At 64.4% G+C, this 22,694-nt stretch carries 20 protein-coding genes; 13 read left to right on the top strand and 7 right to left on the bottom strand.

Annotation, left to right across the window (positions count from 1 at the left end):
- The first annotated feature begins 86 nt into the window (after positions 1-86).
- Positions 87-371, top strand: a complete 285-nt coding sequence (locus AT700_RS30290) for a GNAT family N-acetyltransferase (RefSeq protein ID WP_003087762.1) — start codon at positions 87-89, stop codon at positions 369-371.
- A 57-nt stretch (positions 372-428) separates the two neighbouring features.
- On the opposite strand, the gene AT700_RS16435 is transcribed toward AT700_RS30290, so the two are convergent.
- Positions 429-1,505, bottom strand: a complete 1,077-nt coding sequence (locus AT700_RS16435; protein WP_047688403.1) for a 3-deoxy-7-phosphoheptulonate synthase — start codon at positions 1,503-1,505, stop codon at positions 429-431.
- A gap of 317 nt (positions 1,506-1,822) precedes the next feature.
- Between AT700_RS16435 and AT700_RS16425 the strand changes: the two genes are divergently transcribed.
- From AT700_RS16425 to cysB, 4 genes are all read left to right on the top strand, one after another.
- Positions 1,823-2,200 carry a thioredoxin family protein gene (locus AT700_RS16425; protein ID WP_003120319.1) on the top strand — a complete coding sequence of 126 codons (378 nt, stop codon included), beginning with the start codon at positions 1,823-1,825 and terminating at the stop codon, positions 2,198-2,200.
- Entirely contained in the window at positions 2,200-3,147 is a 948-nt protein-coding gene (locus AT700_RS16420; protein WP_003117707.1) for a putative 2-dehydropantoate 2-reductase, read from the top strand. The genes AT700_RS16425 and AT700_RS16420 overlap by 1 nt, the downstream gene beginning before the upstream one ends.
- 162 nt (positions 3,148-3,309) lie before the next feature.
- Complete coding sequence (locus AT700_RS16415) at positions 3,310-3,807, top strand: universal stress protein (protein ID WP_003087770.1); 498 nt, start codon at positions 3,310-3,312, stop codon at positions 3,805-3,807.
- A 131-nt stretch (positions 3,808-3,938) separates the two neighbouring features.
- Complete coding sequence (gene cysB / locus AT700_RS16410; protein ID WP_003087775.1) at positions 3,939-4,913, top strand: HTH-type transcriptional regulator CysB; 975 nt, start codon at positions 3,939-3,941, stop codon at positions 4,911-4,913.
- Between the two features lie 56 nt (positions 4,914-4,969).
- Here the strand turns inward: cysB and AT700_RS16405 are convergent, their stop codons facing one another.
- Both AT700_RS16405 and AT700_RS16400 read right to left on the bottom strand, forming a co-directional pair.
- Positions 4,970-5,317 (bottom strand): hypothetical protein, encoded by a 348-nt coding sequence (locus AT700_RS16405; RefSeq protein ID WP_003098081.1) that lies wholly within the window; start codon positions 5,315-5,317, stop codon positions 4,970-4,972.
- Between the two features lie 64 nt (positions 5,318-5,381).
- Positions 5,382-6,116 carry a phosphoadenylyl-sulfate reductase gene (locus tag AT700_RS16400; RefSeq protein ID WP_003087779.1) on the bottom strand — a complete coding sequence of 245 codons (735 nt, stop codon included), beginning with the start codon at positions 6,114-6,116 and terminating at the stop codon, positions 5,382-5,384.
- Between the two features lie 203 nt (positions 6,117-6,319).
- Here AT700_RS16400 and thrH point away from each other — a divergent pair, with 203 nt between their 5' ends.
- Entirely contained in the window at positions 6,320-6,937 is a 618-nt protein-coding gene (thrH, locus tag AT700_RS16395) for a bifunctional phosphoserine phosphatase/homoserine phosphotransferase ThrH (RefSeq protein WP_003098078.1), read from the top strand.
- Between the two features lie 42 nt (positions 6,938-6,979).
- Here the strand turns inward: thrH and pabB are convergent, their stop codons facing one another.
- Positions 6,980-8,341: an aminodeoxychorismate synthase component I gene (gene pabB, locus AT700_RS16390; protein ID WP_047688407.1), complete on the bottom strand. Its 1,362-nt coding sequence runs from the start codon at positions 8,339-8,341 to the stop codon at positions 6,980-6,982.
- A gap of 164 nt (positions 8,342-8,505) precedes the next feature.
- On the opposite strand from pabB, the gene AT700_RS16385 reads away from it, so the two are divergent.
- From AT700_RS16385 to AT700_RS16355, 7 genes are all read left to right on the top strand, one after another.
- Positions 8,506-11,211, top strand: coding sequence for a helix-turn-helix transcriptional regulator (locus tag AT700_RS16385; RefSeq protein ID WP_003120314.1), 2,706 nt, complete (start codon positions 8,506-8,508; stop codon positions 11,209-11,211).
- A gap of 2 nt (positions 11,212-11,213) precedes the next feature.
- Positions 11,214-13,937 carry a helix-turn-helix transcriptional regulator gene (locus tag AT700_RS16380; RefSeq protein WP_004349133.1) on the top strand — a complete coding sequence of 908 codons (2,724 nt, stop codon included), beginning with the start codon at positions 11,214-11,216 and terminating at the stop codon, positions 13,935-13,937.
- A gap of 231 nt (positions 13,938-14,168) precedes the next feature.
- Complete coding sequence (locus AT700_RS16375) at positions 14,169-14,606, top strand: DUF6160 family protein (RefSeq protein WP_003098074.1); 438 nt, start codon at positions 14,169-14,171, stop codon at positions 14,604-14,606.
- Positions 14,607-14,684: 78 nt separating this feature from the next.
- On the top strand, positions 14,685-15,446 hold the full coding sequence (locus AT700_RS16370) for a C39 family peptidase (RefSeq protein WP_003098072.1): 762 nt from the start codon (positions 14,685-14,687) through the stop codon (positions 15,444-15,446).
- Between the two features lie 40 nt (positions 15,447-15,486).
- Positions 15,487-16,512 carry a transporter gene (locus AT700_RS16365; RefSeq protein ID WP_003120313.1) on the top strand — a complete coding sequence of 342 codons (1,026 nt, stop codon included), beginning with the start codon at positions 15,487-15,489 and terminating at the stop codon, positions 16,510-16,512.
- A gap of 19 nt (positions 16,513-16,531) precedes the next feature.
- Positions 16,532-18,130 carry an outer membrane protein transport protein gene (locus AT700_RS16360; protein ID WP_003113575.1) on the top strand — a complete coding sequence of 533 codons (1,599 nt, stop codon included), beginning with the start codon at positions 16,532-16,534 and terminating at the stop codon, positions 18,128-18,130.
- A gap of 13 nt (positions 18,131-18,143) precedes the next feature.
- Positions 18,144-19,331 carry a MalM family protein gene (locus AT700_RS16355; RefSeq protein ID WP_003087803.1) on the top strand — a complete coding sequence of 396 codons (1,188 nt, stop codon included), beginning with the start codon at positions 18,144-18,146 and terminating at the stop codon, positions 19,329-19,331.
- A gap of 56 nt (positions 19,332-19,387) precedes the next feature.
- Here AT700_RS16355 and AT700_RS16350 read toward each other — a convergent pair whose 3' ends face one another.
- From AT700_RS16350 to AT700_RS16340, 3 genes are read right to left on the bottom strand one after another with little or no spacing between them, the layout of a single operon-like run.
- Positions 19,388-20,371, bottom strand: a complete 984-nt coding sequence (locus AT700_RS16350; protein ID WP_003087807.1) for an alpha-L-glutamate ligase-like protein — start codon at positions 20,369-20,371, stop codon at positions 19,388-19,390.
- 3 nt (positions 20,372-20,374) lie between these two features.
- A complete protein-coding gene (locus AT700_RS16345) occupies positions 20,375-21,901 on the bottom strand; it encodes an inactive transglutaminase family protein (protein ID WP_003087809.1) in 1,527 nt (508 codons plus the stop codon).
- A gap of 5 nt (positions 21,902-21,906) precedes the next feature.
- Positions 21,907-22,446, bottom strand: a complete 540-nt coding sequence (locus AT700_RS16340) for an ATP-dependent zinc protease (RefSeq protein WP_003087811.1) — start codon at positions 22,444-22,446, stop codon at positions 21,907-21,909.
- Positions 22,447-22,694: the final 248 nt, after the last annotated feature.

Below are 22,694 nucleotides of genomic sequence, written 5' to 3'. Positions count from 1 at the left end.
CTGGAGGCCGGTACGCGGGGGCTTCCTCGCGAGGAACCTATCAATCAGGCGCGGGTCGGGTTACGAACCCGTTGAGGAGATCCAAAGTGAGCGAGTCCCTGTCCATCCATCATGACGTGGGCGGCCATCAATTCGAGACGACGGTGGATGGCCATCGTGCCTATCTGGCCTATATGGACCTGGGCAAGCAGACGCTGGATATCTACCGGACCTTCGTACCGGATTCGCTGCGTGGTCGCGGTATCGCCGCCGCGTTGACCGAGCACGCCCTGCAGTACGCCGACCGCATGGGCTACAGCGTGATCCCGTCCTGCTCCTACGTGGAGCGTTACATCGAGCGTCGCCAGCGTCAGGCCGATCCGGCCGCCTGAGCAGGCGCGCAATGAAAAACGCCGGGCATCAGCCCGGCGTTTTCGTTTCCGCCTCGCTCAGCCGCGCTGGCGTTTCGGCAGCACTTCCTTGAGCTTGGCGTGCATGCTGCGGATGCTCTTCTCGGTGGTCGCCCAGTCGATGCAGGCGTCGGTGATGGAAACGCCGTACTGAAGTTGGTCGAGATCCTTCGGAATCGGCTGGCTGCCCCAGCCCAGGTGGCTTTCCACCATCAGGCCGACGATCGAGTTGTTGCCTTCGACGATCTGGTTGCTGACGTTGTCCATCACCAGCGGTTGCAGGGCCGGGTCCTTGTTGGAGTTGGCGTGGCTGCAGTCGACCATGATGTTCAGCGGGATTTTCGCCTTGTTCAGGTCCTGCTCGCAGAGCGCGACGCTGACCGAATCGTAGTTCGGCTTGCCGTTGCCGCCGCGCAACACCACGTGACCATAGCGGTTGCCCTTGGTGGTGACGATGGATACGCCGCCCTGCTGGTTGATGCCGAGGAAGCGATGCGGGCTGGAGACCGACTGCAGGGCATTGATCGCCACGGTCAGGCTGCCATCGGTGCCGTTCTTGAAGCCGACCGCGGAAGACAGGCCGGAGGCCATCTCGCGGTGGGTCTGCGATTCGGTGGTACGGGCGCCGATCGCCGACCAGCTGATCAGGTCCTGCAGGTACTGCGGGGAAATCGGGTCGAGCGCTTCGGTGGCGGTGGGCAAGCCTTTCTCGGCGAGGTCGCGGAGCAGTTGGCGACCGATGTGCAGGCCATCCTGGATCTTGAACGAGTCGTCCAGGTACGGATCGTTGATCAGGCCTTTCCAGCCCACCGTGGTACGCGGCTTCTCGAAGTACACGCGCATCACCAGGAACAGCGTATCCGCCACTTCGGCCGCGAGCGCCTTGAGGCGGTCGGCGTATTCGTGGGCGGCCTTGATGTCGTGGATGGAGCAGGGGCCGATCACCACGAACAGACGGTGGTCCTTGCCATCCAGGATGTCGCGCACCACCTGGCGACCATGGGCCACGGTCTGCAGGGCCTTGTCGGTCAGGGGAATTTCACGCTTGAGCTGCTCCGGCGTGATCAGGGTCTCGTTGGAGGCAACGTTAAGGTCGTCGATCTGTAAATCAGCCATCGTGGTACTCAATCAGGTCACGGGCGCCGGCCGCCGGGAGGCCCCCTGCGAAAGGGCGCAGGCATGAAGTTCGCAAACGGGGAGACGAACCTTAACGTGTCGGGCCGGGCCTAGACAATGGGCGGGACGCGGTTCGCCGGTGTTTTCCCCGCTCTGCGCACGTTTTCTTCGTTGCTCCGGGCCAAGGCTGCCAGCGGAGTTGCAGGTGAGGCCGCCGCGGACGATATTGTGCAGGTGCTGCGGAGGGGCGCGCCTTGCGCGTATCCGCTGGCCGAGGAGGGCGCCAGCGCTATCGCAGGAGCCGAAGCCTACGGATGATGGTCGGGCCCCATTTCTTCCTTTCTATCGAGGTCAGCAGCGTGCCGTCCCTGGAACTCACCGATCTGGACGCCGACCGGCAGTTGCTTGCCCTGGAAGGGGTTTCGCTGTTGGTATTCACCAGCGAAGGCTGCGCGTCGTGCCGCTGGGCCCGGCGCCATCTCCCCGCGATGGACCTGCCCATCGAGCGCCTGTGCTGGGTGGACGCCGGCCGCAATGGCGGCCTGGTGGAACGCTACGGCGTCTTTCACCTGCCGGCCCTGTTCATGGTCCGCGACGGCCGCTTCCATGGCGCACTGAACGTTCCGCTGCACCAGGAAGCCTTGCGGGGTGCGGTGCTGGCGGGGTCGACCGCTTTACCTGAGGAGTTGCCCTGATGGATTCAAAGCAGCAACGGATCGGCGTCATCGGTACGGGAGCCATCGGCGGCTTCTATGGATTGATGCTGGCGCATGCCGGTCACGACGTGCATTTTCTCCTGCGCAGCGAGTTCGAGGCGGTCAATCGCGCCGGACTCAGCCTGAATAGTGCGGTGCATGGCTTCCGGCGCCTGGCGCCGGTCCAGGCCTACCATTCGGCGCAGGACATGCCGCCCTGCGACTGGTTGCTGGTGGGCGCCAAGACCACCGGCAATCACGAACTGGCACCCCTGATCCGCGCAGCGGCGGCGCCGGGAGCCAAGGTTCTGCTGCTGCAGAACGGTCTGGGCGTGGAGGAGCGGCTGCGGCCGCTGCTGCCGGAAAGCCTGCATCTGCTGGGCGGCCTCTGCTTCATCTGTGTGCATCGCGGCGAACCGGGCGTGATCGAGCACCAGGCCTACGGCGGAGTGAATCTCGGCTATCATTCCGGACCGGCCGACGAGCGACGCCGGCGCGAGATCGTCGAGGAGGGTGCCGCGCTGTTCCGCGAGTCCGGGCTGGAGTCCACGGCGATGCCCGACCTGGAGCAGGCGCGCTGGCAGAAGCTGGTCTGGAACATCCCCTACAACGGGCTGTCGGTATTGCTGAAGAGCAGCACCGCGCCGCTGATGGCCAACGCGGACAGTCGGTCGCTGATCGAGGCGATCATGGAGGAAGTCATCGGTGCTGCCGGCGCCTGCGGCTTCATCCTGCCTGAGGGCTATGCGGACCAACTGCTGGCGGCGACCGAGCGGATGCCCGACTATCGGCCGAGCATGTACCACGACTTCGCCCATGGGCGGCCATTGGAGCTGGCGGCGATCTATGCCGCGCCCCTGGCCCGCGCTGCTGCTGCGGGCTACCGGATGCCCAGGGTCGAGGCGCTGTACCAGGCGTTGCGCTTCCTCGAAGCACAACCGCGCTGAAGGGCCGAGCGCGGCGACCAGCCGGCGCCGCGCTCGCAGGGAGAAAAGGGATTTACCCCAACGGGCCGGAAAAAGCCCGAAACAGCAGGGAACGCTAGGAGAATGGATGCTTGCTGCTAATCTGCTAATGAGGCCCGCCGCGCAGGCTGTCGAGGAGGCCGCATGATTCGTTCGATTCTCTACGCCACCGATCTGGGGCTCTATGCTCCCTATGTCCTGCAACACGCCCTGTCGCTGACCCGCGCCTACAACGCCGAGCTCTATGTCGTCCATGTGGTGGAGCCCCTCGGGCTGTTCGCCGAGTCGGTCCTGCAGACCTACCTTGACACCGAGCGTCTCCAAGACCTGCGGGCGCAAGGGCTGGACAACGTCATGGAAAGCATCGAGAAGCGGGTCCTGGAAGGGTTTCGCGATGAACTCGGCGAGTTGCCCCAGGATGCGGCGCTGGTCAAGAGCGTGCGGGTGGTGCAGGGCGACCCGCCGCAGATGATCCTCGATGAGGCGGAAAAGCTGGCCGTGGACCTGATCGTCGCCGGCAGCCATAGCCACGGCACCCAGCTCGACACGCCGCTGGGCCGGACTGCCGCGCGTCTGGTGCAACTGGCGGAGGTACCGGTGTACCTGGTGCCGATGTTGCAGCACCGTAGTCGCGACCTGTAGGCCAGCGGTCGGCTGGTGAAAAAGCGTGCAAAATCAAAAAAAACGTCTAATTTTATTCCTCAAACCATTAATATGGTTATATACCTTCGGTTCTTGATCGCCGGTCGCGACAACCTTTTCGAGGAATCTCCATGAAGCTTCAGCAATTGCGCTATATCTGGGAGGTTGCGCACCACGACCTCAACGTCTCCGCCACGGCGCAGAGCCTCTATACTTCGCAGCCGGGCATCAGCAAGCAGATCCGCCTGCTGGAGGACGAACTGGGCGTCGAGGTGTTCGCTCGCAGCGGCAAGCACCTGACCCGTGTGACGCCGGCGGGGGAGCGGATCATCCATACCGCCGGCGAGATCCTGCGCAAGGTCGAGAGCATCAAGCAGATCGCCCAGGAATTCTCCAACGAGAAGAAGGGCACGCTGTCCATCGCCACTACCCACACCCAGGCGCGCTATGCGCTGCCCAACGTGATCAGCGGCTTCATCAAGCAGTACCCGGACGTCTCCCTGCACATGCACCAGGGCACGCCGATGCAGATCGCCGAAATGGCCGCCGACGGCACCGTCGACTTCGCCATCGCCACCGAGGCGCTGGAGTTGTTCGGCGACCTGATCATGATGCCCTGCTACCGCTGGAATCGCTGCGTCATCGTGCCCCACGGGCATCCGCTGACCAAGCTGCCGAAACTGACCCTGGAAGCCCTGGCCGAGCAGCCGATCGTCACCTACGTGTTCGGCTTCACCGGCCGCTCCAAGCTCGACGAAGCCTTCAGCCAGCGCGGCCTGGTGCCCAAGGTGGTATTCACCGCGGCCGATGCCGACGTGATCAAGACCTACGTGCGGTTGGGCCTGGGGGTCGGCATCGTGGCGCACATGGCGGTCGATCCGAAGCTCGACAACGACCTGGTGATCCTCGACGCCAGCCACCTGTTCGAGTCCAGCGTGACCAAGATCGGCTTCCGCCGCGGCACCTTCCTGCGCGGCTTCATGTGCGACTTCATCGAGAAATTCGCTCCGCACCTGACCCGCGAGCTGCTGGCCAAGGCCGTGCAATGCCACAACAAGGCCGAGCTGGACGAGTTGTTCGACGGCATCGAACTGCCGGTCTACTGATCGCCTCGGCCCATGAAAAAGCCCGGCCTGGTGCCGGGCTTTTTCATGGCTGGCCCTCAGAGCATGTCGAGATTGTCGCGACCGGCCAGCCTGGCCAGCGCTTCGCGATCAGCGTCCGCGGACTGCTCGGCTCGCGGTTCGAGGACTTCATGGAGGAAGCTCATGAACACGGTGTAGACCTGTTCGCGCCCGTCGTCGTGGCGAACCACGAAGAACGGCGCGGTCTCTACGCCATATTGGGCGGCGACCATCCAGCCTGCGCTGTTCGGGTCGCGTTCGTCGGCCACCAGGGTGCGATGGATGCGCGGCAGGTAGCCGCCTTGTTCCAGGCGTTGCCGGACTTCCTTGCACTTGCGGCAGTCCTCGCCGTTGGCGAGGACTTTCTTGACCATGGTGATGCGCATGCTGGGTCTCCGCTCGGGGTTCGACCCGCACTTTACCCCGATTGCATACGCTCTATCGACGGTTTCAGGCCTTGCTGATCAGGTTGCCGGCGTGCAGCCCGCACTCCTTGTGGGTGGCTTCCTCCCACCACCAGCGGCCCTCGCGCTCGTGCTGGTTGGGCAGCACCGGACGGGTGCAGGGTTCGCAGCCGATGCTGATATAGCCGCGTTCGTGCAGGCTGTTGTAGGGCAGTTCGAGCATGCGGATATAGCCCCAGACCTCCTCGCTGGTCATGGACGACAGCGGGTTGAATTTGTACAGCGGCTTTTCCGGCGTGGAAAAGGCACCGTCGATTTCCAGCACCGCCACCTGGCTGCGCGTGCCGGGGCTCTGGTCGCGGCGTTGGCCGGTGGCCCAGGCGCGCACGCCGGCGAGCTTGCGCTTGAGCGGTTCGATCTTGCGGATGCCGCAGCACTCGCCGTGGCCGTCCCGGTAGAAGCTGAACAGGCCCTTTTCCTTCACCAGGGGTTCGAGCAGGCGCGGGTCGGGGGAAAGCACGTCGATGGCGATGCCGTAGTGTTCGCGGACCTGGTCGATGAAACGATAGGTTTCCGGGTGCAGGCGACCGGTGTCGAGGCTGAACACCTTCACGTTGCGGTTGAGCTTCCAGGCCATGTCTACCAGGACGACGTCCTCGGCGCCGCTGAAGGAGATCCACAGCTCGTCGCCGAAGTGCTCGAAGGCGGCTTTCAGGATGTCCTGGGGGGATTTGTCGGCAAGGCTGGAGGCGAGGGCGGGAAGGTCGAAAGGCTGGCTCATCGGGCTGGGGTCCTGGTGCTGGGCGGCGCTGTTGCGCTCTGTGGCGGGAATGGTAGCAAAGGGCGGCATATGGCCCTAAATAACCATTTACCCCTGTCGACCTTGATTCCAGGAATAAGCCGGCGTTGCCTTGCCCTCGGCGAGGGGCTAGAGTGCCGCGTCCGTCGTCACCCCATCGTTCAGAGAATTTCGAGGAGAGTCCTGTGGAAATTGCCTGTCTTGACCTGGAAGGCGTGCTGGTTCCGGAAATCTGGATCGCGTTCGCGGAAAAAACCGGTATCGACGCCTTGAAGGCGACCACCCGGGACATTCCGGACTACGACGTGCTGATGAAGCAGCGCCTGCGCATCCTCGACGAACATGGTCTGAAGCTGGGCGACATCCAGGAGGTGATCGCTACCCTGAAGCCGCTGGAGGGGGCGGTGGAATTCGTCGACTGGCTGCGCGAGCGCTTCCAGGTGGTGATTCTCTCCGACACCTTCTACGAGTTCTCCCAGCCGCTGATGCGCCAGCTGGGCTTCCCGACCCTGTTGTGCCACAAGCTGGAGATCGACGACAGCGACCGGGTGGTCGGCTATCAATTGCGCCAGAAGGATCCCAAGCGGCAGTCGGTGATCGCCTTCAAGAGCCTCTACTATCGGGTGATCGCCGCCGGCGATTCCTACAACGACACCACCATGCTTTCCGAGGCCCACGCCGGCATCCTGTTCCATGCCCCGGAAAACGTGATCCGCGAGTTTCCCCAGTTCCCCGCGGTGCATACCTACGAAGACCTCAAGCGCGAGTTCCTCAAGGCTTCCAGCCGTTCGCTGAGCCTGTAGCCGCGCCGCCGATGAAAGAGCCCGCGGAACGCGGGCTCTTTTCTATTCCGGGGACGCTGTCCCGGCCATTCCTTCCAGGGTTTCCAGCAGCACCCGGACCTTGTCCAGGGTTTCCTGGTACTCGTCCTCCCAGTGCGAGTCGGCGACGATGCCGCCGCCGCCCCAGCAACTGACCTGGCCGTCCCTGACCAGCAGGGTGCGGATGGCGATCGAGCTGTCCATCTCGCCGCGCACGTCGAGGTAGAACAGGCTGCCGCAGTAGATGCCGCGTCGGCTCGGTTCCAGCTCGTCGATGATCTGCATGGCGCGAATCTTCGGCGCGCCGGTGATCGAGCCGCCGGGGAAGCTGCCTTCCAGCAGGTCGAGGGCGTCCTTGCCCGGCGCCAGTTCGCCGGTGACGCTGCTCACCAGGTGATGCACGTTGGGATAGCTTTCCAGGGCAAACAGCTCCGGTACCCGTACGCTGCCAGGTTGGCAACTGCGTCCGATGTCGTTGCGCAGCAGGTCGACGATCATCAGGTTTTCCGCGCGGTCCTTGGGGCTGGCCAGCAGCGACGCCGCCAGCGCCATGTCCTCCTCGGGCGTCTTGCCGCGCGGGCGGGTGCCCTTGATCGGCCGGGTTTCCACCTTGCCCTTGCCGAGCTTGAGGAAGCGCTCCGGCGACAGGCTGAGGATCGCGCCGTCGGCCAGTCGCAGGTAGCCGGAGAACGGCGTCGGGCAGGCCTCGCGCAGGGCGCGATAGGCCGGCCACGGCGAGCCGCTGCAAGCGGCCTGGAAGCGCTGGCTATAGTTCACCTGGTAGCAGTCGCCTGCCTGGATGTAGTCCTGGATGCGGCGGATCGCCTGCCGATAGTCGGATGCGCTGATGCTCCGTCGGAATTTTCCCAGAAGCTTGAAGTTGCCGGCCGCGCCTTGCGCTTCCTCGCTGAACAGGGCGATCAGGCGCTGGCGTTCGCGCTCGTCCAATCGCGGGTGGAATACCAGTTGGCTGGTGCCGGCCTGGTGGTCGCTGATCAGCGCCCAGGCATACAGGCCGACGGAGGCCAGCGGCAGGCCCAGGTCATCGCGGGCGTGTTCGCCGATGCGCTCGATGCGCCGACCCAGGTCGTAGGATAAATAGCCCAGCAGACCGCCGGCGAAGGGCAGTTCGTACGGCGCTGGCAGCTGCGCGGGGCCCAGGCTTCCGGCCGCTTCGCGTAGGCGGGCGAAGAAGCGGTTGGCCGATTCGTCGGGCAGCGGCGCCAGTTCTGCCAATGGCCAGGCGCTCATAAGGTCATAGCGTCCACGGGTAGCGATGGGGCGACCCGAATCGAGCATCACCGCACCGGGCGCCTCATGGATGATGGCAAAGAGACAGCTTGGGTCGCTATGGTAGGGCAGGGGGTGAACATGACAACTGGGCATGGAAAGTGGGGGTAGTGGGACAGTCAGGAATTCTAGTTCGCCGGAATCGTCGATCCTAGAGCCATTTCTTCAGTTTACGTAAGAAGGGTGATCTGCTAATTATGGAAATATCCCACGGAGATTTGGCTCCGTACCACAATGATAATGACACAGGGATACAGGCCGTGGATGCAGTACAGGATCCAGCAGCCGGCAGCCTTTCGCGCTCCAGAATAGTGCCGCCTCAGGTGCCAGCCGAATATTCTCTTCGCCCCGCGATCCGCAACCTGCTGGATCGCAATCCCCATTCACGCGTTCTGATGTTTTCCGCACCTGCCGGCTTCGGCAAGACCTGCGCGCTCGCCGCCCTGGCCAGGGAGCGCACTGTAGCAGACCAGGCGGTGGCCTGGCTCTCGCTTGCCGAAGAAGACGACGACCCCGCCCGTTTCTGCCGGCAGCTGATCGAGGCGCTGGGCGAAGCCGTGCCGCAGCTTGGCGACGACGCCCAGACCTACCTGCAGAACACCATGCGGGTCCCGGTGGTGGCGGTGATCGAAAGCCTGCTCGGCGATCTCGATCGCTATGCGCGGCCGTTGCTGCTGGTGCTGGACGACCTGCACCTGGTTAGCAACCCGGACATCTTCACCGGCCTCAACCGCCTGGTGCAGTACGCACCGCCCGGGCTGGTCCTGGCCCTGGGCACGCGTTCGCAGCCGGCGCTGAGCCTGGCTACCTGGCGGGCCAAGGGACTGTTGCTGGAAATCGGCCTCGAGGAGCTGCGCCTCGGCTTCGAGGAAACCCGCGAATACCTCGAGCGCAGCGGTCTCTATCTGGACGAGCCCTGCCTGAAGGCGCTCTATGGCCAGACCGAAGGCTGGGTGGTGGGCGTGCATCTCGTCAGCCTGTGGCTGCGCCAGCAACCGCAGGTGCAGGAAATGGCCCTGCTCGACGGCGACAAGCAGGCGGTCAGCGCCTATCTGCTGGCGGCGGTCTTCGAACGCTTGCCTGGCGACCTGCAGGAAGCGCTGCTGGCCCTTGGCGTTGCCAGCCAATTGAGCGGCGACCTGGCCAACGCCCTGACCGGGCGCCAGGACGGCCAGGCGCTGCTGGAGCGCCTGGAGTCCATGCAATTGTTCCTCCTGCCGCTGGATCGCGAACGCCAGTGGTATCGCTTCCACCTGCTGTTCGCCGACTTCCTCCGCAACCGCCTGCGCGACTCCGATCCGGACCGTTTCAAGCAACTGCATTTCAACGCCAGCCTGTGGTTCACCAACCACCACATGCCGACGTTCGCCATCGAGCATGCCTGTGCGGCGGAAGACCCGGAGATGATCGCCGCGCTGGTCGACGGATGCGGACTGGAGCTGATCAACCGCGGCCAGCTCAGCCTGATCTACCGTTGGCGCAAGCATGTGCCGGACGAAATCGCCGAGCGCTATCCGATCCTGGTCCTTACCGATGTCTGGTCGCGGGCCAGCGACCTCAGCCTGGGCGAGGCCAACCGGATCATCGACGAACTGCTGGCGCGCTGGGGGGAGAGCCGCGGCGACGGGCCGATGGGCGACCAGTACCTCTCCGCGCTGGCGGTGAAGGCGGTGGTGGCGTTGCAGAAGGACGATCTGGAACTGTGCATCGCCCTGGCTCGCCGGGTCGAAGTCCAGCTCGGGCAGAACGCTGCCTTCCTCGAAGTGGCGGTGTTGATCACTGCCGCGCTGGCCCAGGTGGTCCGTGGCCAGGGCGACCAGGCGCGGCGCCTGCTGGGGCTGGCGCAGCAGCGCAATCATTTCCTCGAAGGGCGCTACCTGGACATGCAACTGGCCAACGTCGAGGTGATCCTCGCACTCGAGCAGGGCCAGGTGAAACAGGCGCAACTGCTCATCGAGCGGCTCCGCCAGCGCGCCCGGCCGCTGTTCGAGAAGTCCAGGAGCGCGCTGGCGCTGCCGACCATCACCGAGGCCCTGACCGCCTACTACAGGATCGAGCTGGACGGGCTGGAAGAGCGCCTGGGCTGGGCGCTCGGGCATGTGGATGTGATCAATCCGATCGATTTCTATGCCCAGGGACAGATCTGCCTGGCGCGCACCCAGCGCCTGCTGGGACGGCCGAAGGAGGCGCTGGCCAGCCTGGCGGCGATGCAGGCCCTGGCCTCGCGCAATCAGTCGTGGCGCTTCTTCGCCCAGGCCATGGCCGAAGAGATCAACCTGATCCTCCAGGACAGCGGCCCCGACCGCCTGAAGCGCGCCGAGCAGCGGTTGAAGAGCGTGGACTGGAACAAGATGGCGGCACACTACCGCAACATGGCCTTCAACCCGGTCAACTGGTCGCTGGGTGTGAGCCGCGTGCGCCTGTTGCAGGGGCGAGGACATTTCAGCGAGGCGCTGCACGAGATCACTCAGTTGCGCGGCACCTTGCAGCCCGGTTGGCATGGCCTGCAGCGCCTGCGCCTGGATATCCTGGCGGCGCTCAGCTATCAGCGCCTGGGCTACCAGGAACGGGCCAACAGCCTGCTCGGCGAATGCCTGATCAATGCCGAACGGGAAGGGGTGCGCAGCCTCTTCATCGAGGAAGGCGACGGCATTCGCCAGTTGCTCCAGCAACTCGAATCCACCGAGCGCCAGCCGGCGCTACAGACCTTCATTCGCGGCCTGCTCGGCATCTGGCCCGGGCAGGGCGTGCGCAAGCCCCAGGATGCGCTCGAGGAAGGCCTGACGGAGCGCGAGCGCGAAGTGGTCTGCCTGGCCGCACAGGGCCTATCCAACGAAGAAATCGGCCAGCGCCTGTCGCTGGCCCTGGGGACCGTCAAATGGCATCTGCACAACATCTACGAAAAGCTCAAGGTGCGCAATCGCACCCAGGCGATCCGGCGAGCCCGCGAGCTGAGCCTGCTCTGACCATGGGCCATCGCGACGGTGTTCCCGCCAGCACCATTCCGCTGTTGCAGACCAAGCTGTTCCCGCCAGGCGCCGGAGGGCTGCCGCTGCTGCCCCGCCAGGCGCTGATCGACCGCCTGTACGAGGCCCGCGGGCGACGCGCGATGGTGCTCAGCGCGCCGGCCGGCTTCGGCAAGAGCACCATCCTCTGCCAGTTGCGCCTGCGCCTGCTGGAGCAGGGCGCGGCGGTGGCATGGTTGTCCTGCGACGAGACCGACAGCGAACCGCAGCGTCTGATCCAGTACCTGCTGGCGAGCATCCAGCGAGTGGTCCCGGCATTCGGCGGCAATACCGCCAATCTGCTCGGCACCGACGTCGCGGTGCCGCTGGAGGGTATCCTGGATGCCTTCCTCGCCGACCTGCGTCGCCTGGAAGGCTCCTTGTACCTGTTCCTCGACGATTTCCACCGCATCCGCCACGCCGCCTTGCCGCATGGGGTTCGCTACCTGATCGAGAACCTGCCCGATCACGTGCGGGTGGTGGCCTCGACCCGCTTCCGCCCGCGCTTCCTGGTCGACGAGCCGACCCTCAAGCCCTGGACCTTCTGCCTGAGCGCGGAAGACCTGCGACTTTCGCGCGAGGAGAGCGATGCGTTTCTCCTCGACCTCAAGGGGCTGGAGCTGGGCGAGCGCGAGCTGAAGCTGCTGTTCAAGCGCACCGAAGGCTGGATCACGGCGTTGCACCTGGCGGCCCTGGCCCTCAGTCGCAATACCGACCGGGAAGGTTTCCTCCGCGGGCTCTCCGGGACCGAACGGAACATCGCCGACTACCTGGCGGAAGACGTGCTGGCCAGCCTGCCCGCCGACCTGCAGCTGTTCCTCGACCAGACCTCGGTGCTCGATGAGTTCAATGCGGAACTGTGCAATGCGCTGACCGGGCGTCGCGACGGCCTGGACATGCTCATGCGCCTGCAGAACGAGCAGTTGTTCGTCATCGCCCTGGACGACCAGCGCGAATGGTTCCGCTACCACCATCTGTTCGCCGAGTTCCTCCAGGGGCGGCTGTCCCGGCATGCCGATCCGACCCCGTTGCTGCATGCGGCGGCGCGCTGGTGCGAGGGGCGCGACCTGGCCGACCGGGCGATCAAGTACGCCCTTCGCGCCCGCGACTACCTGTTCGCCGCCGAGTTGCTGGAGCGCCAGGGCGCGCGCCTGATCGCCGGTAACCGGGTGTACGGCATCCTCGGCATGCTCAACGGCATTCCCGCCGAGGTGATCCGCGAGCATCCGGTGTTCCAGATCTTCTACGCCTGGCAACTGGCGTTCGAGCAACGCTTCGCCGAGGCCGAGGCGTTGATCGAGGAGGTCAGCCACCGCCTCTTGCAGGGGCGCGGCAAGGTCATGCACTTCGGGCTCGGCGAGTTGCTCGCCGCCGCCCAGGTGCTCAAGGCCCTGGTGTTGCTCTACCAGGACAAGCTCGAAGCCTGCCTGAAGGTCGCCCGTCACTGGCTGTCCATGGTCCCGAGCAACCAGCCGGTGTTCCGCGCCAGCCTGCTCTGCGTGCAGGCTTCGGCGCATGCGCTGCTCGGCGACTACGCCGAGGCCGCCGGCGCCATCGGTTCCGCGCGGGAGGACCTGAAAGTCGCCGACAGCGAGTACCTGCAGGTGGTGACCAGCCTGATCGAATCCCTGATCTGCAAGGAGAGTGGCGACCTGGAGCGGGGCAGGGCGATCGCCGAGTCGGCGCGCAACCGGGTCGAGCAGGTATTCGGCCGGCGCAGCCGGGTCGGCGGACCCTTGTCGCTGGCCTATGCCGACCTGCTCTACGAGCAGGACCGGCATGCCGGCGTGCTCGCCGAACTACCGCTGGCGACGGTCTGGCGGGATGTCGCGACGCCGGTGGAACTGCTCAGTCGCGGCCAGTTGGTCATGGCCAAGGCGCGCTTCTTCTCCGGCGCCGCCGAGCAGGGGCTGGCGCAACTCGACGAATGGCTGAGCGGTCTGCTCTCGCCCGGCTACGAGCGTGTCTATGCTCACGCCATGAGCTGCAAGGTGCAGTTCCTGCTGTGGCTGCGCCGTCCGAACGAAGCCGAACGGGTCTGCCTGCAACTGGAGCGGCATCTTGCCGGGCTCTCCGGCGAGCGGCATGCCGACGCACAGACCGCCCTGGTCCTGGCGGAGGCTCGGCTGGCATTGTCCGAGCGTCACGCGGAACGCGCGCAGAGCAAGCTGGAAAGCTGTCTGGCCGGCTACTCTTCCGCTTACCAGAGGGATCGGCGGCTGCGTTTGTCCTTGTTACTTTCTGTGGCGTATTGGCAGAAAGGTAACAGCGAAAAAGCCATCGGCCTGTTCCTCGCCACGCTCGAGGAAGCCTGGAATCTCGGCTACCGCCGGCTGTTCCAGGACGACGCGTTGTGGCTGTTGCCGATGTGGGAAAGCTGGAGGGAAGCGGAGCCCAAGCGTGCCGCGGCCTGGCAGGGGCTGGCCGACCTGCTCCGCGAGCAGTGCCGGAAGCTCTCCGTGGACCCGGAAAGTTTCGATGAAAATCAGGATGTTAGCCATCGCGAACGGGAAATCCTGCGGCTGGTGGCGGCGGGCTTGTCGAACCGCGATATCGCGCAGGCGGTGCACCTGTCGGAAGCCACCATCAAGTGGCACCTGCACAACCTGTTCGCCAAGCTGGGTGTGAAGAGCAGAACGCAAGCCGTACTAAAGGGTAAAAGCCTGGGACTGCTGAGCGAGGCGTGAGCGGCAGCCGCCATCGCTCCATCCCTTGGATGGGCTGGCGGCGGAAGGGGTGGCCCAGTAGCTTGGAATCCAGGACGAGAGAGCATGAGGCTCTACCGAATCCATGTCCGGGACACCTAGGGAAGCAGTACCGGACCTGGAGACCGGCGAGATGCCGGTCGATCTGCCGGGGACAGGATGCAAACGGCAGTGCCCTGGGGCAAACCACACCTGAACACTGGAGAAATAACAATGAAAAAGCACCTGTTCCTTGCAACTGCTGTTCTGGCTGCTCCCTTGCTGGCGCATGCCGACCTGAAAGCCATGGACGATGGCGCGCTGTCCGACGTGACCGGCCAGGCAGGCATCAGCATTTCCGGTACTTTCCAGGGCTCCGTCGGGGCCGTGACCTACACCGATACCGACACCAACGGCGGCTCCCTGCGGCTGGAGAACATCAGCCTGCCGGCGCTGACCATCGACGATACCAAGCCGCTGACCATCGACGTCGTCACCACCGATATCGGCGGCAAGTCGACCCAGCAACTGGCCATCGGCCTGCCGGCCATCACCGGCGACGTGACCGTTGGCGCCATCAAGGTGGGCGACACCAGCGCCGCCAGCATCGGCTCGCTGACCGTCTCCGGGCTGAACATGGCCGGTTCCACCATCAAGGTCTGGGGTCACTGATCCAGGAACCGAGTCGAGACGCGAAGACCTCGCCGAGGCATCGGCGGGGTCTTTCTCCGAAAGAGGTACGACGGGGCGATGTTCGAGATTTTGCTGGGAAGTCTGATCGGGCTGTTCGGGTTCACCCAGACGGTCGATACCAAGCCGCAACCGCAGGGCACGGTCAACCTCAGCCAGCCTCTGACCCCCAATGGACCCTACCGCGAATCGGTGCAGCTGGAGCCGATGAGCCAGTTGCAGTTCCGCAACGTCATCCGCCAGGCCTATGACTACAGCTGCGGCTCGGCGGCGCTTACCACGCTGCTGGACTACTACCTCGGGCGCAACCTCGAGGAACGCCAGGTCATGGAAGGACTGCTGCGCTATGGCGAGGCCGATAAGATCGTGCAGCGCCGCGGTTTCTCGCTGCTCGACATGAAGCGCTACGCCGCTGCGCTGGGCTACAAGAGCGGTGGTTTTCGCGCCGAGTTCAGCGACCTGGACGCTCTCGAGCATCCGGCGCTGGTCCCCATCCACTATGCCGGCTTCAAGCATTTCGTGGTGGTGCGCGATGTCTACAACGATCACGTCTTCGTCGCCGATCCGGCCTTGGGCAACATCAGCTTCACCCGGACGCGCTTCGAGGAAATCTGGGACCAGAACGTCCTGTTCGTGATCTTCCCGAGTGGGCAGGAGCCCCGCAACGCGCTGGCGCTGAACGATCGCGACATGCGCCTGGTGGACGACCGCACCGTCAGCCTGCTGGCGTTCCGCGAGTTTCCGCAGATCAACAAGATCACTGAAAACCAGGTCCGTGAGCTGGGCACTGGTGGCGACGTCATACACCTGCGCACCAAGTAGCAGATACCCAAAAACAAGAACAATCTCTGGGGATAGCGCCATGAGAATCAGGGGGTACACATGCGCGGCGGCGCTGATGCTGTCTATCAGCGGTTTGTCCGTTGCCGAGGAAGCCTCGGTCGACCAGGCCCGTGACGCGCTGGCCAAGAAGAATGACGATGCCGACAGCGCCAAGGCGCTGGAGGAGGTCTTCCAGGCCGCCGAGAAGAGCTACACCTTGCTCAAGAAGGGCGAGCGGACCCTGACCTACGGTTTCGACTACGCGCTGGTGCGCGACCAGCGGCTGACCCTGGTGCCGCTGACCAAGACCAGCGGCGGCACGCAGATCTACGGCCTCGCCGGCCGGCAGAGCCAGTCCCAGCACACCTTCACCAACTCCTTCACCTTCGACTACGGGATCTGGGACAACCTCACCTTCAGTTTCCGCCTGCCGCTGGTAGCCAAGTACGACACCGAGATGGATACCCACGCCTACAGCCTCGGCGACGTTTCCGCGACCTTGCGCTGGCAGCCCTGGGCGGCGGTGCGCGGGCGGCCGGTCACCACGCTGTATACCACCATCGGCCTGCCGACCGGCGACAGTCCCTACAAGACCAACCTGGACAAGGACATCTCCACCGGCAACGGCTACTACAGCCTGGGCTTCGGCGCGAACATGTCCTATGTGATCGACCCGGTGGTCCTCTACGGCTCGCTCGGCTACACCTGGAACCTGCCGGTGGACGACGTGCACCAGACCCTGGCCGACAACTCCCAGCTGGAGAAGGTCTCGCCCGGCAACACGATCAACTTCAACATGGGCATGGCCTACGCGCTGTCCTACGACGTCTCGCTGGCGACCTCGTACCAGATGGCCTACACGCTGAAGAACCGCTACCACACCACTGCCGGTACGTTCGAGTCGTCCGAACAGACCAGTAGCATCATGAACTTCTCGCTCGGCTTGCGGACGTCACCGGACTACATCGTCAACGTCAACGCCGGTTTCGGCCTCACGGAAGACTCGCCGGATGTACTGCTGGGGTTATCCGTACCCCTCGATATCAAAGGGCTGAAGGCCCAGTAACCCGCGAGCGAGGCCTGTTATGAAGATGCGCATTGCGCCGCTCTGGCTGGCGCTGGCAGGGGTGTGCCTGGCCTGGATTCCGCCGGCCGGCGCGCAGATGGCCAACGACCTGACCATCGGCAACCCGAAAGCCATGGCCCTCGGCAACGCCGTGACCGCCGACGAGACCGGCATCGATTCGGTGCACTACAACCCGGCGGCGCTGACCAGGATGAAGGGCCGCCAGGCGACCGTGAAGCTGCTTACAGGGGTGATGGACATCCGCGCCGGCTTCAAGGCGCCGCCGAACTACGGCGAAGGCACCTTCGGCCTGCGCGACGACCCGGTCGCCAACAGCCACAGCCGGACCCTGACCCCGACCATGTACCTGCCCGGCCTCGGCGGCATGACCGACGTGCCGTTGCTGGTGGCGCCGCTGGCCGGGATCTCGATCAACCCGCCGGGCTCCAAGTTCACCTTCGCCACCAACGTCTATACCCCGCAAGCGCTGGGCTACAGCCGCGATTCCGATAGCGATCCGGCGCGCTACCAGGGACGCGAGGTGTCGTTGCAGCGGCTCACCTACTTCTCGCCGACCCTGGCCTACCAGGTCAACGACGAGCTGTCGGTCGGCCTGTCGGTGGGTTTCTCCCACCAGGCAGTAGCGTTGAACGAGGATTTCCGGGCGCCGAACCAGTTGCTCGGGCTGTTGCAGCAGACCAAGGAGATCGGTTGCCTGCCGGGAATGCAGGAGATCCTCGAGGTGTTCTTCAACGTCTGCGGCGGCAACATCGGCCCGTTCCAGAACCTGGCCAATATCGACCTGGACATGCAGCAGTCGCTGTCGCCCAGCTTCAACCTCGGCGTGCTCTGGGAGCCCACCGACTGGTTCGCCTGGGGCGCGACCTATCAGAGCGAGTCGCGGATGAGGCTCAAGGGCAAGTACCGGGTCGACTACGGCCAGGGCTGGCAGGGTTTCTGGACCGGGGTGCACAAGTCGCTCGGCGGTGCGATCCTCGGCCAGATGTTCCCTTACGGGAACGTCGATGAAGAGCATGGCAACGCCACGATGAACATGGTCTATCCGGATGCCTTCTCCACCGGCGTGAAGCTGCGCCCGTTCAAGAAGTGGCAATTCAACTTCGACCTGAAATGGAACGGCTACAGCGACTGGAACGAGTTCAAGATCGAGTTCGACCGCGAGCTTGACCTGCTGCGCATCGCCAAGTACCTCGACTCGAAGGACGCCACCAGCCACAGCATCACCCTCGACCGCGGCTACCGCGATACCTGGAGCTGGGCCATGGGCGTGCAGTACGACGTCAACGACCGTTTGCAGCTGCGCGCCGGCTACGAATACCGGCCTTCGGCGATCCCCAAGGGCCAGGCGGACATCCTGGTGCCGATCGGCGATGCCAATCTCTACGGCCTGGGGCTGGGCTACCAGTGGGACAAGGACACGGTGATCGATGTCGGTTTCAACTACTTCGTCACCAAGCAGAGCGTCAAGGCCGATAACAGCTGCAACCTGAACTGCACCGGGCTCGACAACCTGGTGTACAACCCCTACGCGGGACTGGACGTGGACACCACGGTGAAGGCCTATATTTTCGCCATGACCTACCGTACGACCTTCTGAGGGCTGGAGCATGATGCGCGCATCCATCGTACTTTGCGTCTTCTCCCTGGCGCTGCCGGCATCTTCGCCGGGCTGGGCCTCCGGCGGGCGCTACCTGACCTGGGTGGACGACAATGGCGGGGTGCACAACACCTTCGTCGACGGCCAGTTCGACCGCCAGCAGCGCCAGGCGCGGCAGCGCATCGGCCAGAGCGACCAGGCGCGGGTGCTGAACAAGGCGGACAACGCCACGCAGTGGCCGGGGAACAGCAGCGGAGGGGAGAGCAAGCGTCGCTACTACACCTGGATCGATGCCAACGGCAACGTGCAGAACAGCTTCTATGCCGGCGCCCAGGTCGCCGGCCAGCGCGCCGACTACGTCCTGCCCAACGGCGAGCACTCCGCCGAATACATCGACGCCGAGGCCTTCGAGGGCAAGGGTTTCGTTCGCAGCGAGAACGGCAGTCCCTACTACACCTGGGTGGACGAGAAGGGCCGCATGCACAACTCGCAGATCCCGCCCGAGGAGCGCGCGGCGCGCTTCAAGCGGGAGGCCGCGCCTTCGTCGCAGATCGCCTTCACCGAGGGCCGGCAGATCGAGTTCAAGCAACGTCCGACGGCGTTGCCCGGGCTGGATGGCGCCGGCCAGCAGAGCGATGCGCTGAAGGCTTTGCTCAAGGGCACCGAGATGACCATCGACGATCTCTACCAGGACCTGCAACGGCGCTGCTGCGAGCAGATCGCCGAGAGCGACTTCACCGAACTGGATGCCGACGAACCGCGCTACGAGGAGTTGAACCGCTTCTCGCCGAGCTTCGACTTTCCCATGGGCAGGAGCTTCTACGCGGCGATCCGGCTGCCGCGCTCCCAGGGTGTCTACGGCCTGCGCATCCGCAGTTTCGCCAACCGCCAGGTGGTCTACCCGTCGCTGCTGTTCCTCGACGAGCACAAGCGGCCGACCCGGCTGGTCAGCGACGCGGTGTACAAGCTGAACCCGGAAACCTGGTATCGCTACGCTTTCATCGAGGGTACGGTGCCGGTGCGAGCCAATCGCGGCGAGCGCTACGTGCTGCTGCTGACCACCGACGAGGACCGCTCGCTGCAAACCCTCGACAACAAGCCGTTCAAGCGTCCGCTGCAGGACCTGGCGGTGAACGAGGCGGGTATGCAGGTGCATGAGCACGCCCGGCAGGGCGGCTTCGAGCTGGCCGTGGTGCGTTGAAATCCGAGACATGAAAAAGCCCGGCCGGAGCCGGGCTTCTTCATACCGGAAGCACGTCAGCCCTGGTGCTGCTGGACGTGGCCGAACAGCTGCTGGGAGAAGCGTACGCGCTCTTCCGCGGACTCTTCGATGCCTTTCGCCTTGAGTTCTTCCAGTCGCGCCTCGACGGCGTGGCAGCGGTGCACCAGGCCGCTGTCGTTGGCGATCTGGATGTTCAGGCCCGGGCGGGCGTTGAGTTCGAGGATCAGCGGGCCTTTCTCCTGGTCGAGAACCATGTCCACGCCGATGTAGCCGAGGCCCGACAACTCGTAGCAACCGGCCGCCAGCTTCATGAAGCCGTCCCAGTTCGGCAGTTGCACGCCGTCCACCGCGTTGGTGGTGTCCGGGTGCTTGGCGATCTTGTTGTTCAGCCAGGTGCCGCGCAGGGTGACACCGGTGGCCAGGTCGACGCCCACGCCGATGGCGCCCTGATGCAGGTTGGCCTTGCCGCCCGACTGCCGGGTCGGCAGGCGCAGCATGGCCATCACCGGGTAGCCCATCAGTACGATGATGCGGATGTCCGGCACACCTTCGTAGCTGATGCTCTTGAAGATCTGGTCGGGGGTCACCCGGTACTCGATCAGTACGCGGTCGCGATGGCCGCCGAGGGAGTAGAGGCCGGAGAGGATGCTCGAGATGTGGTGCTCGATCTCCTCGTGGCTGACGATCTTCCCCGACACGGTCTTGTAGCGGCCCTCGAAGCGGTCGGCGATCACCATGATGCCGTCGCCGCCGGCGCCCTGCGCCGGCTTGATGACGAAATCGTTGTGCTCGCCGATGATCTCGTTGAGCTTGTCGATGCCTTTCTCGGTCTCGATGATGCCGTACATCTCCGGCACGTGGATGCCGGCCTCGAGCGCGCGTTCCTTGGTGATGATCTTGTCGTCCACCACCGGATACAGGTGCCGCTTGTTGTACTTCAGGACGTAATCGGCATTGCGTCGGTTGATGCCCATCACGCCTTTCGCGGTCAGGTCTTTCCAGGTCTTCCAGATCGACATGGTTCAGTCCTTGAGCAGGGCCTTGAAGCGGAACAGCTCGGTCAGGCGGTAGCCGCGGTAGCGGCCCATGGCGAGCATGAAGGCGACCAGGATCAGCAGCACGGCCGGGAAGGTGAAGATGAAGTACACCAGTTCCGGGATGCGCATGAGGATGTGCGCCAGCGATGCCGCGAACAGGGTGCCGATGGCCACCTTCATCGCATGGCCGCCGCCGCGCTCTTCCCAGGTGATCGACAGGCGTTCGATGGTCATGGTCAGGATCACCATCGGGAACAGGGCGATCGACAGGCCGCTCTCGAAGCCGAGCTTGTGGCTGAACAGGCTGATCACCGCGATCATCACCACCACGAAGGTCAGCACCACCGAGAGGCGCGGCAGCATCTGCAGCTTCAGGTGCTCGAGATAGGAGCGCAGCGACAGGCCCAGGGCGGTGATCACGGTGAACAGGGCGATACCCCATTGCAGGCCGGTCTCGCGGAAGGCCAGGGCGATCAGCACCGGGGTGAAGGTGCCGAGAGTCTGCAGGCCGATCAGGTTGCGCAGGATCAGGATCACCAGCACGCCGATCGGGATCATGATCATGATCTGGAAGGTCTGCTGGGTGGACAGCGGCAGGCCGTACAGGGAGTACTCGAGGAAGGCCGCCTCGGTGTTCTCGTCGGACAGCTTGGCCAGGCGGATGGCGTTCATCTCGCTGCTGTTCAGGCTGAAGCTGACCTGGGCCTTCTTGCCGCCGTCGATGGTCATCAGCGGCTCATCGCCAAGCCACCAGATCAGGCGATCGGAGGGCAGGCCCTGTTCGCCGGTGACCACGTTGAAATACAGCCAGTTCTCGCCGTTGAAGCTGCGCAGCCACAGTTCCGGGCTCTGTTGCAGGTCGGCGACCAGACGGATGGTGTGGACCCGCTCCATCGGCACGTGGGCGATGGACAGCAGGGTCTCGACGATATGCGCTTTCTTTTCCAGGCTGGTGTCGCCGGCCATCAGCAGCTTGACGTTGTCGTCGTTGCCGTTGTTGGCGCGCTTGATGGCTTCGCTGACGAAGGTCTCGACGTCGGCCGAGTGCTGGCGAATGGGGGCCAGCAGGGCTTCTGCGGCGATCTTCTCCGGGCCTTCCAGGGGCAGGCTGTCGCGGAAGATCGGGCCTTTCTCCTTGGTCTTCTCGCCGGTGTAGCGCTTGGTCAGCACCAGGCGGTAGTACAGGGTCTGCTTGCCGTTGGCGCGGCGGGCGGACCAGGTCACCTTGCGATTGCCGTCGGCGCGATTGATGCTGACGCCGTAATTGTTGGAGACGAAGCTTTCGTTGAGGCTGACGTAGTCCTGGCTCAACGGCGGAACGAACATCTGCACCTTGACCGGGGTTTTCGGCGTGGCGACGAAGTCGACCTTGGCATCGATGTTCCAGAGGTCATCGGTTTCGGCTTCGGTAACGGGAATACCCTGGACGAAAATCTGATAGGCGGTGATCGCCACACCCAGGGTCAGCAGGATGGCGATCAGGACTTTCAGATGCAGGTTGAGAGAGCGCATGTCGTTTACTCAGCAGGTTTTGCATCAGGTTTGCAGCCGGGTTTCCCGGCCGAGTATTTCAAGCTCGGATCGACCAGTGCGTCGAATTTCTTCAAGGCCTCCGAGCCGATCAAAAGCGGGTATTGGAATGCACTTCGGTCGGTCAGGTTCACTTCGATGGTGCGAATCGCCTTGCCCATGCAGACCTGCAGCTCGATCACCGGACGGGCGGTATAGGCCTTGCCCTCGTCGGGGTTGAAGTCGCCATGGCGGCGCTTGATCTTGCTGATCCGCGCCAGGGGCTTCTCGATCGGGGTGTCGTCGGCGTTGTCGGTGGCCAGGTAGAAGCGCACCCAGGTTTCGCCGTCGCGCTTGAAACGCTTGATGTCGCGGGCGCTGAGGGAGGCGGTCTTGGCGCCGGTGTCGAGCTTGGCGGCCAGCTGGATGTCCGGGTCGTTGATGCGCGCGTATTCGTTCAGGCCGTAGACCGTCTTTTCGGCGGCTACGCTCAGGCCTGGTACGGCGATGAATAGGCAGAGCAGGGGAGCTAAGGGCTTGAGTTTCATAAGTCCTGGTTGGTGTCGCGTTCGGCGGGTCGATCTTGCGATCGCTGTCCAGTCCGTGACGGAAAACCCTGCGTCATCGACCTGCGCTCGGCAGGCCGGGCATGCCGGGCGCCCCGCCAGGCGCATGCGGGCCGCATTCTATCACGCGGTTTTTCGGCAGCGACAGCCGCTTATACCACTTGGTCGGGGTTTTGCCCCTGGGATGAAACGAAATTCCATCCTGGGGCTCGAAGCGTTACCGGAAGCGG

Origin of the sequence: Pseudomonas aeruginosa (assembly GCF_001457615.1) — a bacterium.
Classification (GTDB): domain Bacteria; phylum Pseudomonadota; class Gammaproteobacteria; order Pseudomonadales; family Pseudomonadaceae; genus Pseudomonas; species Pseudomonas aeruginosa.
This window is presented reverse-complemented; position numbering and strand designations above follow the sequence as displayed.

Coding starts and splice junctions, on each gene's coding strand:
- AT700_RS16415 (WP_003087770.1), top strand. CDS start 3,310: ATGATTCGTTCGATTCTCTACGCCACCGATCTGGGGCTCTATGCTCCC.
- AT700_RS16400 (WP_003087779.1), bottom strand. CDS start 6,116: ATGAGCCAGCCTTTCGACCTTCCCGCCCTCGCCTCCAGCCTTGCCGAC.
- pabB (WP_047688407.1), bottom strand. CDS start 8,341: ATGCCCAGTTGTCATGTTCACCCCCTGCCCTACCATAGCGACCCAAGC.
- cysB (WP_003087775.1), top strand. CDS start 3,939: ATGAAGCTTCAGCAATTGCGCTATATCTGGGAGGTTGCGCACCACGAC.
- AT700_RS16425 (WP_003120319.1), top strand. CDS start 1,823: ATGGTCGGGCCCCATTTCTTCCTTTCTATCGAGGTCAGCAGCGTGCCG.
- AT700_RS16360 (WP_003113575.1), top strand. CDS start 16,532: ATGAAGATGCGCATTGCGCCGCTCTGGCTGGCGCTGGCAGGGGTGTGC.
- AT700_RS16420 (WP_003117707.1), top strand. CDS start 2,200: ATGGATTCAAAGCAGCAACGGATCGGCGTCATCGGTACGGGAGCCATC.
- AT700_RS16345 (WP_003087809.1), bottom strand. CDS start 21,901: ATGCGCTCTCTCAACCTGCATCTGAAAGTCCTGATCGCCATCCTGCTG.
- AT700_RS16355 (WP_003087803.1), top strand. CDS start 18,144: ATGCGCGCATCCATCGTACTTTGCGTCTTCTCCCTGGCGCTGCCGGCA.
- AT700_RS16405 (WP_003098081.1), bottom strand. CDS start 5,317: ATGCGCATCACCATGGTCAAGAAAGTCCTCGCCAACGGCGAGGACTGC.
- AT700_RS16435 (WP_047688403.1), bottom strand. CDS start 1,505: ATGGCTGATTTACAGATCGACGACCTTAACGTTGCCTCCAACGAGACC.
- AT700_RS16365 (WP_003120313.1), top strand. CDS start 15,487: ATGAGAATCAGGGGGTACACATGCGCGGCGGCGCTGATGCTGTCTATC.
- AT700_RS16340 (WP_003087811.1), bottom strand. CDS start 22,446: ATGAAACTCAAGCCCTTAGCTCCCCTGCTCTGCCTATTCATCGCCGTA.
- AT700_RS16375 (WP_003098074.1), top strand. CDS start 14,169: ATGAAAAAGCACCTGTTCCTTGCAACTGCTGTTCTGGCTGCTCCCTTG.
- AT700_RS16350 (WP_003087807.1), bottom strand. CDS start 20,371: ATGTCGATCTGGAAGACCTGGAAAGACCTGACCGCGAAAGGCGTGATG.
- AT700_RS16380 (WP_004349133.1), top strand. CDS start 11,214: ATGGGCCATCGCGACGGTGTTCCCGCCAGCACCATTCCGCTGTTGCAG.
- AT700_RS16370 (WP_003098072.1), top strand. CDS start 14,685: ATGTTCGAGATTTTGCTGGGAAGTCTGATCGGGCTGTTCGGGTTCACC.